At 41.4% G+C, this 12,731-nt stretch carries 9 protein-coding genes; 1 reads left to right on the top strand and 8 read right to left on the bottom strand.

Annotation, left to right across the window (positions count from 1 at the left end; genetic code table 11):
- Positions 1–2 precede the first annotated feature (2 nt).
- Positions 3–1,841, top strand: coding sequence for a glutamine--fructose-6-phosphate transaminase (isomerizing) (glmS, locus tag EGT34_RS10895; protein ID WP_000334175.1), 1,839 nt, complete (start codon positions 3–5; stop codon positions 1,839–1,841).
- An 85-nt stretch (positions 1,842–1,926) separates the two neighbouring features.
- Here glmS and murI read toward each other — a convergent pair whose 3' ends face one another.
- From murI to hutU, 8 genes are all read right to left on the bottom strand, one after another.
- Positions 1,927–2,727, bottom strand: a complete 801-nt coding sequence (murI, locus tag EGT34_RS10900; RefSeq protein ID WP_001063772.1) for a glutamate racemase — start codon at positions 2,725–2,727, stop codon at positions 1,927–1,929.
- 23 nt (positions 2,728–2,750) lie between these two features.
- Positions 2,751–3,389 (bottom strand): HAD family hydrolase, encoded by a 639-nt coding sequence (locus EGT34_RS10905; protein ID WP_000414388.1) that lies wholly within the window; start codon positions 3,387–3,389, stop codon positions 2,751–2,753.
- Between the two features lie 99 nt (positions 3,390–3,488).
- The gene (locus tag EGT34_RS10910; RefSeq protein ID WP_000797619.1) at positions 3,489–5,315 is read right to left on the bottom strand and encodes a DUF885 domain-containing protein; all 1,827 of its coding nucleotides are present in this window, start codon (positions 5,313–5,315) and stop codon (positions 3,489–3,491) included.
- 254 nt (positions 5,316–5,569) lie between these two features.
- Positions 5,570–6,490, bottom strand: coding sequence for a formimidoylglutamase (gene hutG, locus EGT34_RS10915; protein WP_001016882.1), 921 nt, complete (start codon positions 6,488–6,490; stop codon positions 5,570–5,572).
- Positions 6,491–6,500: 10 nt separating this feature from the next.
- Positions 6,501–7,706: an imidazolonepropionase gene (gene hutI, locus EGT34_RS10920; protein WP_024437651.1), complete on the bottom strand. Its 1,206-nt coding sequence runs from the start codon at positions 7,704–7,706 to the stop codon at positions 6,501–6,503.
- A gap of 51 nt (positions 7,707–7,757) precedes the next feature.
- Positions 7,758–9,170: an amino acid permease gene (locus EGT34_RS10925; protein ID WP_000081465.1), complete on the bottom strand. Its 1,413-nt coding sequence runs from the start codon at positions 9,168–9,170 to the stop codon at positions 7,758–7,760.
- A gap of 64 nt (positions 9,171–9,234) precedes the next feature.
- The gene (hutH, locus tag EGT34_RS10930; protein WP_024437650.1) at positions 9,235–10,773 is read right to left on the bottom strand and encodes a histidine ammonia-lyase; all 1,539 of its coding nucleotides are present in this window, start codon (positions 10,771–10,773) and stop codon (positions 9,235–9,237) included.
- A gap of 87 nt (positions 10,774–10,860) precedes the next feature.
- Entirely contained in the window at positions 10,861–12,537 is a 1,677-nt protein-coding gene (gene hutU, locus EGT34_RS10935) for a urocanate hydratase (protein WP_000214181.1), read from the bottom strand.
- Positions 12,538–12,731 lie beyond the last annotated feature (194 nt).

Raw genomic sequence — 12,731 nt, forward strand, 5'->3', positions numbered from 1 at the left:
ATATGTGTGGTATCGTCGGAGGCGTTGCAGAACGTTGTGTAACCGAGATTTTAATTGAAGGTTTAAAACGTCTTGAATATCGTGGTTATGATTCGGCTGGTGTTGCTTTACTGAATAAGCAACAGATTTTACGTGAGCGTCGTGTTGGTAAGGTAATCAATCTTGAAGATGCCGTTGCTGATCAACAACTCACGGGGACAATCGGTATTGCTCATACCCGTTGGGCAACACACGGTAAACCGACCGAAAATAATGCTCACCCGCACATGTCAGGCAAGGTAGCAGTCGTTCACAACGGTATTATCGAGAACTATCAAGAGCTTAAAGATGACCTTCAAGCTTTAGGATATGTATTTACTTCTCAAACAGATACTGAAGTGGTAGCCCATTTAGTTGCAGAAGCTCTAAAAAATACTGATAGTTTACTTGAAGCAGTAGAATCTGTAGTTCCTCAGCTTAAAGGTGCCTATGCGTTAGGTATTATTCACAGCGATTACCCAGATGAACTCATTACTGTACGTGAAGGTTCACCACTTGTAATTGGCGTGGGTATTGGCGAGAACTTTATCAGTTCAGACCAATTGGCCCTTTTACCAGTAACGAACCGTTTTATTTACTTAGAGGAAGGCGATATTGCTCGTCTTACTCGTACTTCAATTGAAGTATTTGTAAAAGGTGAACGTGTTGAACGTCCAGTTAAAGAACTTGATGCAACTGTAAGCAGTGCTTCAAAAGGTGAATATAAACACTACATGCTCAAAGAAATTTATGAGCAGCCTGAAGCAATCAAACAAACAATTTCTCAAGCGCTTGATGGCAACAATTTACGTGATGATTTCTTGAAAGATGCTGATGCAGATTTCAGTAAACTTCAAAGTGTTCAAATTATTGCGTGTGGTACAAGTTATCACTCAGGAATGATCGCTAAATATTGGTTTGAGCAATTGATTGGTGTGCCTTGCCAAGTTGAGATTGCGAGTGAATTCCGTTATCGCTCACCAGTGATTGTGGAAAATACACTTTACATCTGTATTTCACAATCAGGCGAAACAGCGGATACCTTAGCTGCACTACGTGAAACTCAAAAACGTGCTAAAGCAAATAATATCGATATTCAGACTTTAACGATCTGTAACGTCGCAACTTCTTCAATGGTGCGTGAAACTGATCACCACTTATTGACGCTTGCAGGCCCAGAAATTGGTGTTGCATCAACTAAAGCGTTCACGACTCAGCTTGCTGCATTAATGTTGTTAATCTTGAAAATTGGTCAAGTGAAACAGCGTATTAGCAATGTGATGATTGAAGAGCTTGCTCGTGAATTGTGGCATAGCCCGAAAGTGATTCTTGATACACTTAAAAATGATCCAGAAATTTTGCGCTTGTCAGAATTGTTCGTTGAAAAGCAGCACTGTTTATTCTTGGGCCGTGGCACACATTATCCAATCGCATTGGAAGGCGCTTTAAAGCTTAAAGAAATTTCATATATTCATGCAGAAGGCTATGCAGCTGGTGAGTTGAAACACGGCCCATTGGCACTTGTAGATAATGAAATGCCAATCGTGATTCTTGCACCAAATGACGAAATGCTTGATAAGCTTAAGTCAAATATGGAAGAAGTTCAGGCGCGTGGCGGTGAATTATTCGTTTTCGCTGATGAAAATAGTGGTGTAGTTGAAAAAGACCGTCAACATGTCGTTCATATTCCAGCAGTAAACGAATGGCTTGCACCAATCATTTATAGCGTACCAGTTCAGTTATTGTCTTATCACGTTGCTGTATTACGTGGTACAGACGTTGACCAGCCACGTAACTTGGCGAAGTCAGTAACTGTAGAGTAATTCAAAAAAGATCATTATTAAGGCATCACCTGCTTTAATAATTGATTGATTAAGCCCGATATGCATTAATTGCCTATTGGGCTTTTTATAGCTCTACAGCTTTTACAGACAATTTCTCAGATAACAAAGAAAAAGTAACATCCGCAACTTCCAACGGGTCTGAACTGGTCCAAATAATATGATTCCCCTCATTTGGACTTTCAGAACTTAAATGATATTGATTGAGCTGCCGTATTAATTGCGCTGTCACAGCTTCCGAAGGCTCAATAATTTGAATATCACGGCCTACAATTTCCTGAATCGTATCTGAAACAAATGGATAGTGTGTGCATCCTAAAATAATCGTATCGACTTTTTGCTCGACCAACGGCGCCAAAATATTTTTTAAATAATCTTTAACTTCGGCGGTATGTGCTTTGCCCGTTTCAATTTTTTCGGCTAAGCCAATACACGGCACTAAAGACACTTTAATATCTTGCGCATACGTTTCAATTAAACTTTTTAAATTTTTGCCCTTCACCGTGGTGGCAGTTGCCAAAACCGCAATATGCTTGCTCACAGTCATTGCCACAGCGGGTTTTACCGCTGGTTCTATCGCAATAAGTGGCACATTAATTTGCGCTCTAATCGTTTCAACCGCAACAGCCGTCATGGTGTTACAAGCAATCACGATCGCTTTGCATTTACCTTGAGCAACTAGGTTTGAAATTAAATGCGTGGTTCGTGAAACAATCCAGTCGCTTTCTCTGTCTCCATAAGGGACATATTTCGAGTCGGCGAAATAGATAATATCTTCATTCGGTAGCGCCTCCCGAATATGCTTAAAGAGAGACAACCCGCCTAAACCAGAGTCAATCATTCCAATCGGGCTGTTATTGTTATTCATGCATTATCCTGTATTTCATGTATTTAGAAAAATTCTTTCATGGTTGCCAAGTCTGTGAGCACGACTTTGGGCTGAATGGTTTTTAATTTTTCGGCCGATGTATAACCCCAACCTACCGCAGCAAAATCAATACCTGCTTCATGTGCAGCTTCGCCATCCGTGGTTTGGTCGCCGACATAAATTGCTTGGTTTTTACTTACATCCAAAATGTTGAGAACACGCTTTATTCGCTTAGCTTTGCCAAATATAGACGAGCCACCATCAATATGGCTAAAAAGCTCACAGAGTTCTTTACCCAGTACATTTTGACAGTTTTCTTTAGAGTTTGAAGTAATAATTGCGAGCGTATAACCCCGCTTATGCAGTTCAATTAAGTGGTCCCGCATACCCTCAAACAAATGAATTTCTTCATCTCTTTCTTTCATTAACCGAATAAAGTCTTTCGCAATCCAAGGCAGTTTCCACCGAGAAACGTTCATCTCTTTCATAATTTCTCTAGGCGTAAGTTGTTTGTAGTAATCGACTTCATGAAGGTTTACCGATTTAAACTTATACTTTGCGGAAAGTTGATTTAAAACGCTTAGAAAAAAATGAAAGGAGTCGGCTAAGGTGCCATCTAAATCAAAAATAATAGCCTGATATTCTTTTAGGTTTTTTTCCATTTCTAGTTTCGAAAATATATTTTTTATTATTATATTCTGTTTTCTATCGGTTTTTAAATCAGGCCCAACGAGGACCTGACCTAAATTTCGAATTTTGTTTTAAGCTGCCGCTTTTTGTTCCTTTATCCAATTTTTAATACGGGCATCGAGTATATTTAAAGGCAAGGTTCCTGCATTTAAAACCATGTCATGGAATGCTTTGATATCAAAACGCTCTCCAAGCTCCTGTTTGGCTAGCTCTCGTAGCTCTAAAATTTTCAGTTGTCCCATCTTATATGCTAATGCTTGGGCAGGAATAGCAATATAGCGGTCGGCCTCTGCCTGAATATCAGGTTCATCTAAAGCAGAGTGTTCACGCATAAAATCAATCATTTGCTGCCGCGTCCACTTTTTATAATGCACACCAGTGTCAACCACTAGACGACAAGCACGGAACAACTCACTCGATAGTCTTCCATAGTCTGAAAGCGGGTCTTTATAGAAACCAACGTCTTTACCCAATTGCTCTGCGTAAAGTGCCCATCCTTCGATATAGGCAGTATGGTTGGGTTGCTTTCGGAACATCGGCAAATTTGGCAGGTTTTGGGCAATATCAATCTGCATATGGTGGCCGGGAATTGCCTCATGGTAAGCGGTTGCTTCCATTGATATTTTGGAACGTTCAGAGAAGTCGCCAGTATTTACATATACTTGTCCGGGACGTAAACCATCAGGCGTGCCTTGGTGATACTCCGCACCTGCCGCTTCTTTTTCTCGATATTGCTCTACAGGCAAAACTTCAACTTTATTTTTTGGTAACAAACCAAACAGCTTCGGCAACTCCGGTTGCATTTGGGCAATATACCCGCGATAAATCTCTAAAATTTCTTCACGAGATTTTGGGAAAACAGCGGGATTTGTTTTTAAGGATTGTTGGAAACTTTTTAAGTCATTGAAACCTTGTGCTTTGGCAATTTTCAGCATTTCCGCTTCTATACGAGCAACTTCTTTTAACCCGAGCTGATGAATATTTTCAGGGCTTTCAGAGGTTGTCGTATTATTTTCTACATAAAAGCGATAGAGCTCGTCACCGTTTGGCAAGCTCCATATACCTTCGTGTTGTCGTCCATAGGGTAAGTAATCTTTCTGAATAAACGTCCCGAGTTTTTGATAAGCAGGCCGAACATTCTGATCTATGGCCTGTAGTATTTCACGGCTTAAACGCTCTTGTTCTGCTTTTGAAATGTTGTTTGGAAATTGCTTTAATGGAGAAGCAAAAACACTGTCCTTTCCTGCGGGAGCTGCAATGCTATTAATCTGCTTTGCCACCTTTTCAATTAAATATTTGGGTGGCATCAAGCCATCTTTTTGTCCTTGTTTCGCTAACTGAATACCTTGCTCAAGAATAAGAGGAATTTGTTTTAAACGAGAAATATAGTCTTGATATTGCTTAGCATTATCAAATGGAATCGAACTAATAAATCCCGGAAATTGTAAATGTAGCCCCCACATTTGATTAAAAGGCATCTCATACAATTTCAAATCATAATTTTTAAGTGTTTCTTTCAACTGATAAATCATTAAATCTTTATTTAATTGATCAGTTGCTGAAAACCCAGTGCTATCAATTGCTTCGAAACGTTTTAAAAAATTTTGCGTAGTTTTTTTATCTTTCTCGATCTGAGTTTTTGAAAACTCGGTCCATCGATCGTTATAGCGTAAATCTCCTAAAACGGTTGCAGTTTCAGGACTATTTTTCAAAGTATATTCCCACTGTTCTTGCAAAAGTTGGTTTAAAGCTTTCACCCGAACAGAGATATCACTCTTTTGTTTAGATTGTGATTTTTCGTTAGTATTTGTATTTATTTCGGGGGTTGCAGCATTAGAAGAATGAGACATCCAAAATAAAACACTGATACAAGCAAAATGTAAGGTTCTGTTTTTCATTTAATTATCCAAACATATTTAACGAAGTTTAAAATAAAGACAAAACAAATTACGTGCCAAGCAGCATATAAAATAGTGTAAAAATCGAGTATTTTTTTAACTAAATGATTTTATAAATTAATTTTCTTTTTAATTAAATTAATTATAGTTGCTATCTATATTCCGTATCTGACTTTAATTTACCAGAAAGTCAAAAAAAAAGCGCACATGAGCGATCTCAGTGCACTTTTCATTTCTACATTAAAAATTGTTCCTCAAGAAAACAAATATTGATAAACAATATAGGCAGCCAGTTTTGCTGTTCGATTATCTAAATCAAATTTTGGATTGCACTCAGCAATATCTAGAAGTTTGATTTTTCCAGTCTCTTGAATATGCTTAAAAATTGCTTCAAAAGTCGCTAAATCAATTCCTTTTACAGCAGGTGCACTGACTCCCGGTGCAACCGCAGCCGCGAATACATCTAGATCAATCGTAACGTACAAATAGTCTACTTTTTCAATAAAAGCATTAACCGCTGCAAGCACGTTGTTCAGGTTAAAAATATTAACCTCATGATCACGTAAATATGAACAATTCAGCGCATCGGCAGTATCAAATAAAATTTTAGTATTGGCATGGTTGGCGACCCCAATACATAAATAATTAAATTGTTTTTGATGCTGTTCTGAAAGTCGAGCTGCCTGTAAAAAAGGTGTTCCAGAGGTGGCATGCTCTGCTTCACGCAAATCAAAATGGGCATCGAAATTAATAATGCCGATTTTTTTATCTGGCGCGTGGGCTTGTACATATTGGAACAGACCGCTAAAGCTACCAAATGCAACTTCATGTCCACCGCCCAATACAACAGGTTTTAAACCATGTTCTAGGCTATTGGCGACTTGTTCAGCTAATTCGCTTTGTGCTTGCTCTAAATTGCCATATTCACAGGTCACCGTCCCTAAGTCGACAATACTGACTGGACGATGAATTGGTAAGTTAGCCAGTTGGGTACGAATCGCATCTGGTGCGTCGGCAGCACCAACTCGGCCTTTATTACGTTTTACGCCTTCATCAGAGCTAAAACCAATCAGGGCAAATTCAGCATGTTGGGTGGTGTTCACTATATGGTGAATACGTTGATGTGCCTCACCCTCGCCATCATGTCGGCCTTGCCATTTAAATGTGTGATTCATGTGACACCGTTTAAAAAATAACTTCTTGTCCATGCTGAACGACTCGCTTAGGCAAATCTCCGCCCAGCCAGTAAACAATTTCAGATGGATGCTCAATATCCCAAGCGACAAAGTCAGCGACTTTACCCTGCTCCAAACTACCGTGTGTTTGCTCTAAACCAAGCGCTTGTGCAGCATGAATAGTGACACCTGCTAATGCTTGCTCAGGCGTTAAACGGAATAACGTACTGCCCATATTCAGCATTAAACGTAAAGAAAGTGCTGGAGATGTACCCGGATTTAAATCACTCGACAGCGCAATACGCACGCCATATTTAATGAGGCTTTCAATCGGTGGGTATTGTGTTTCACGCAATAAATAAAAGGCACCCGGTAGTAACACAGCAACCGTACCCGACTCTGCCATGGCTTTGACATCATCTTCGGTCATGTACTCTAAATGGTCAGCCGACAAAGCATGATAACGTGCTGCTAAGCTTGAGCCACCGAGCGATGAAAGCTGTTCGGCATGAAGTTTAACGGGTAGCCCCAATGATTGTGCCGTTTTAAAAACACGTTCAACCTGAGCTGGCGAAAATGCTAAATGCTCACAGAAAGCATCAACAGCATCGACTAAACCTTCAGCATGGAGTTTAGGCAGCATTTCTGTACAGATATGCTCGATATAAGCGTCGCTTTGGTCTTTGTACTCTGGTGGTAAAGCATGTGCAGCTAAACACGTACTTTTTACCGTCATCGGTAATTTTTCACCAATTTGACGGATCACACGCAGCATCTTGCGCTCGTTTTCGTAGTTGAGTCCGTAGCCAGACTTAATCTCGATGGTGGTGACACCGTCTTGTTGCATGCAGCGAATACGCTTAAGGGCTGAGTTCAGTAATTGTTCTTCGCTGGCTTCTCGAGTTGCACGCACTGTACTGGCAATGCCGCCACCGCTTGCTGCAATTTCAGCATAGCTCACACCTTGTAAGCGTTTTTCAAACTCAACACTACGGTTACCACCAAATACGCTATGCGTATGACAGTCGATGAACCCCGGAGTTACCCAAGCGCCATTTAAGTCAACTGTTTCGGAATAAGTGTCGGCAGGAAGTTGTTGTTGTTTTCCAATCCAGTGGATGAGATGCCCTTCTGTGACGATTGCAGCATCTTCAATGTAGGAATATTGCCCATTTTGCATGGTCGCAATGTGGCAATTTTGCCAAAGTTTTTTCATTAGCCCTTCCTCAAAACTGCCCAATAGTTCAACCATTGGGCAGTTCATTTGTTAGCTTTCTATCTCAACATTTTGCTGGATAGGATTATTTTCCTTTCCCAAGCTCTGCTCTGGCTTGACCCAAATTCGATAAGCAATCGTTAAGAGAGCAAGCCAAGTGATTCCCACATAAATTGCAGGACGCGAGTCTGGGAAGTACCCCATCATCACTAAAATGAACACCATAAAACCAATCGCAAATGCAGGTGCATATGGCCAACCCCATACAGGGAAATCAAGTGCTTTAATTTCAGCAGTAGATAACTTACGGCGCATTGCAACTTGCGAAAGCAAGATCATGAGCCATACCCAAACAGTTGCAAACGTTGCAATTGATGCAATGATGACAAACACATTTTCAGGAATCAGGTAGTTCAGCACGACGCCAATTAACAGTACGCCAGCCATAACCACAACAGTCATCCAAGGCACGCCATTACGCGATAATTTTTGGAAAATTCGAGGTGCTTGACCACGATTTGCCATACCGTACAACATACGGCCTGCACCAAACACATCACTGTTAATTGCCGAAATTGCAGCAGTTACCACCACAATATTTAAAATATTTGCAGCAGATTTAATGCCTAAGTTTTCAAAAATTTGTACAAACGGGCTGCCTTGGCTACCAATCTGGTTCCATGGGAAAATCGACATGAGTACAAAGATGGTTAGTACATAGAAAAGTAAAATACGTACCGGAACAGCATTAATTGCTTTAGGTAAAGTAGTTTTCGGGTCTTGTGATTCACCTGCTGTAATACCAATAATTTCGATACCACCGAAAGCAAATACCACTACAGATAAACATGCAACCAAGCCTGCAATGCCATGTGGCATAAAGCCTTCATAGATCCATAAGTTTTGAATCCCCGGCACTACACTGCTATGGTCAGCATGGAAGCCATAGAACATCAAACCTAAGCCACCTAAAATCATGGCAACAATGGCACTCACCTTGACAATTGAGAGCCAAAATTCGAGTTCACCAAAGACTTTCACATGAATGAGGTTAATCGCGCCCAAGAACATGATGAGAGACAAAATCCAGATCCACCGTGGGACATCGGGATACCAGAACCCCATATAAATACCAAACGCAGTGACATCGGCAATTGCAACAATCACCATCTCAAAAACATAAGTCCAGCCCGTCGTAAAGCCGGCCAAAGGACCAATGTACTGAGAAGCATAGTGGCTAAATGAGCCCGAGACAGGGTTATGGACTGCCATTTCACCCAGTGCGCGCATCACAATATAAATTGCAATCCCTGCAACGATGTACGCAAGTAATACTGAAGGCCCTGCCATTTTAATAGCAGTTGCCGAACCATAGAAAAGCCCAGTTCCAATTGCTGAGCCCAATGCCAAGAAACGAATGTGGCGGGTGTTTAAGCCCCGCTGTAGTGTGGAGTTTTGTGACATTATAATCTCCAATCCTTGAGGAAATTTAGTTGGATTCGGCCACTCCATGTGACCGTTTTATCAATCACACTTCAGATAAACTAGGGAGTAGTTTTGGAATGAGTAACTCGTTTAGGCAACCACTCGCAAGCAATTCACTAGCCTGTTCGATATCAGGAGCAAAGAAACGGTCTTCACTGTAGTAAGGAACTTGGTCGCGCAAGATTTTACGAGCTTGTTCAAGTTTAGGCGAGCTTTTTAAACCTTCACGGAAGTCTAGACCCTGACAAGCGCCTAACCATTCAACAGCTAAAATGCCGCGGACGTTATCAGCCATATACCAAAGACGTTTACCAGCATTTGGAGCCATCGATACATGGTCTTCTTGGTTGGCTGAAGTCGGTAAGCTATCCACACTTGCAGGATGTGCATGCGCTTTGTTGTCACTCGCAAGAGCAGCAGCGGTTACCTGAGCAATCATAAAGCCCGAGTTAACACCACCATTTGCCACCAAGAACGGTGGAAGCTGTGACATATGACGGTCCATCATCATTGAAATACGACGTTCAGATAGTGAACCAATTTCTGCAATTGCCAATGCTAAATTGTCGGCCGCCATTGCAACAGGTTCTGCATGGAAGTTACCACCAGAAATCACGTCACCTTGTTCAGCAAACACAAGTGGGTTATCAGATACAGCATTTGCTTCAATTTCTAATACTTCAGCAGCCTGACGGATTTGAGTTAAACATGCACCCATCACCTGTGGTTGGCAACGTAAAGAATATGGGTCTTGAACTTTGCCACATTCTTCATGTGAACGAGAAATTTCACTCGAATCAGTCAATAAATCGCGATAAGCCGCAGCCACATCAATTTGACCACGTTGGCCGCGTACTTCGTGAATACGCGCATCGAAAGGTGCACGTGAACCAAGCATTGCTTCAACACTTAAGCCACCACAAACTGTCGCGGCAGCAAATAAATCTTCTGCTTCAAATAAGCCACGTAAAGCGTAAGCTGTCGAAACCTGCGTACCATTTAAAAGTGCCAAACCTTCTTTAGCCGCTAAAGAAATTGGTTCCAAACCTGCAATTTTTAAAGCTTCAACTGCTGGTAACCATTCACCTTTATAACGTGCCTTACTTTCACCAAGTAAAACCAAAGACATGTGTGCAAGGGGTGCCAAGTCACCAGAAGCCCCTACTGAACCTTTAAGTGGAATGTGTGGGTAAACTTCAGCATTAATTAAGGCCAACAAAGCATCAATGACTTTACGACGAATACCAGAGAAACCACGTGCCAAGCTATTTGCTTTCAATAGAATAATTAAACGAACCATTGCATCATCAAGTGCTTCGCCTACACCTGCGGCATGCGAAAGAACTAATGAACGCTGTAATTTTTCTAAATCTTCAGGCGCAATTTTAGTTGAAGCAAGTAAGCCAAAACCTGTATTAATACCGTAAGCTGTACGTCCTTCATTTACAATTTGCTCTACACAAGCCACGCTTGCATTAATTGCAGATGAAGCACTTTCATCTAATTTAACTTTAATTGGGTTGAGGTAAGCTTGACGTAAATCGGCTAAGGTCAGTTTTCCCGGTTGGATCAGTAATTCCATGTTGGCTTCCTAATTTTTTGCACTATATTCTGCTGAGACGGTGCTTTTCACAATTGCAAAAAGCACCGCCAGTTCTTCCATGTATTTTTATTGCGTGATCATTGGCAAGTGTAGGCCTTGCTCTTTGGCACAGTTAATCGCAATTTCATAACCTGCATCGGCATGACGCATAACACCTGTTGCAGGGTCATTGGTTAGTACGCGAGCAATACGTGCAGCAGCTTCATCTGTACCGTCACACACAATCACAACGCCTGAGTGTTGAGAGAAGCCCATACCTACACCGCCTCCATGATGTAGAGACACCCAGGTTGCGCCGCCTGCTGTATTTAACAATGCATTTAATAAAGGCCAGTCTGATACTGCATCTGATCCGTCTTGCATTGCTTCAGTTTCACGGTTAGGACTTGCAACCGAACCTGAGTCTAAGTGGTCACGACCAATCACGATCGGTGCAGACAATTCACCGCTACGAACCATTTCGTTAAATGCCAAACCAAGTTTTGCACGTAAGCCTAAACCTACCCAGCAAATACGCGCTGGTAAGCCTTGGAAGCTAATACGTTCACGAGCCATGTCTAACCAGTGATGTAAATGCTCATCATCAGGAATTAACTCTTTAACTTTGGCATCTGTTTTATAAATATCTTCTGGGTCACCAGAAAGCGCTGCCCAACGGAATGGACCAATACCGCGACAGAACAACGGACGGATGTATGCAGGTACGAAGCCCGGGAAATCAAAAGCGTTTGCTACGCCTTCTTCTTTCGCCATTTGACGGATGTTATTACCATAGTCAAATGTTGGAACACCCATTTTTTGGAAATCAAGCATGGCTTGTACGTGTTTTGCCATCGACTGTTTTGCAGCTTTTACAACAGCTTCCGGTTCTTTTTTCGCGCGTTCACGGTATTCATCCCAAGTCCAGCCTACTGGTAAGTAGCCATTAAGTGGATCGTGTGCACTTGTTTGGTCAGTCACCATGTCTGGACGTACACCACGGCGTACAAGCTCAGGTAAAATTTCAGCAGCATTACCATGAAGTGCAATTGAAATTGCTTTACCTTCCTTTGTATAACGATCAATACGCGCTAAAGCGTCGTCTAAATCAGTTGCTTGTTCGTCTACATAACGGGTACGTAAACGGAAATCGATACTTGCTTGTTGGCATTCAATGTTTAAAGAACATGCACCTGCAAGTGTTGCAGCTAAAGGCTGAGCGCCACCCATACCACCTAAACCGGCAGTAAGAACCCAACGACCTTTTAAATCACCATTGTAATGTTGGCGACCTGCCTCAACGAAAGTTTCATAAGTACCTTGTACAATACCTTGGCTACCAATGTAGATCCACGAACCCGCTGTCATTTGACCGTACATTGCCAAAGCTTTAGCGTCTAATTCGTTAAAGTGTTCCCAGTTCGCCCAGTGTGGTACAAGGTTTGAGTTTGCAATTAAAACGCGTGGCGCATCTTTATGAGTTTTAAATACACCTACTGGTTTGCCTGATTGAACTAATAAAGTTTCGTCAGTTTCAAGATTTTTTAGCGTATCTACAATTTTGTCGAAACATTCCCAGTTTCGTGCTGCACGGCCAATACCACCGTATACCACCAATTCTTTCGGGTTTTCTGCAACGTCCGGATCAAGGTTATTCATCAACATACGCAATGGGGCTTCAGTTAACCAACTCTTAGCCGTTAATTCAGTGCCGCGTGGTGCACGAATTTCTACATCACGAAATTTTGTTGTCGTTGTTGTCACAGTCGGACTCCTTCCTTTGAGCTTACATCAGCAGAACATCACTTGTTTCTGCATTTGTATAGTAATGTATTAACTTGTATATACATCTATATACTACACAAATATTTTTCGGCGTGAAGAGGCTTGCTCGTATTTTTTTTAAAAAGTTGAATAAACTTATGAATTAAATTAATTTATTTTTATATCCGACATAA

The sequence above is a fragment of the Acinetobacter sp. FDAARGOS_558 genome, from assembly GCF_003937785.1.
Classification (GTDB): domain Bacteria; phylum Pseudomonadota; class Gammaproteobacteria; order Pseudomonadales; family Moraxellaceae; genus Acinetobacter; species Acinetobacter baumannii.

Coding starts and splice junctions, on each gene's coding strand:
- EGT34_RS10905 (WP_000414388.1), bottom strand. CDS start 3,389: ATGGAAAAAAACCTAAAAGAATATCAGGCTATTATTTTTGATTTAGAT.
- glmS (WP_000334175.1), top strand. CDS start 3: ATGTGTGGTATCGTCGGAGGCGTTGCAGAACGTTGTGTAACCGAGATT.
- EGT34_RS10910 (WP_000797619.1), bottom strand. CDS start 5,315: ATGAAAAACAGAACCTTACATTTTGCTTGTATCAGTGTTTTATTTTGG.
- murI (WP_001063772.1), bottom strand. CDS start 2,727: ATGAATAACAATAACAGCCCGATTGGAATGATTGACTCTGGTTTAGGC.
- hutG (WP_001016882.1), bottom strand. CDS start 6,490: ATGAATCACACATTTAAATGGCAAGGCCGACATGATGGCGAGGGTGAG.
- EGT34_RS10925 (WP_000081465.1), bottom strand. CDS start 9,170: ATGTCACAAAACTCCACACTACAGCGGGGCTTAAACACCCGCCACATT.
- hutH (WP_024437650.1), bottom strand. CDS start 10,773: ATGGAATTACTGATCCAACCGGGAAAACTGACCTTAGCCGATTTACGT.
- hutI (WP_024437651.1), bottom strand. CDS start 7,706: ATGAAAAAACTTTGGCAAAATTGCCACATTGCGACCATGCAAAATGGG.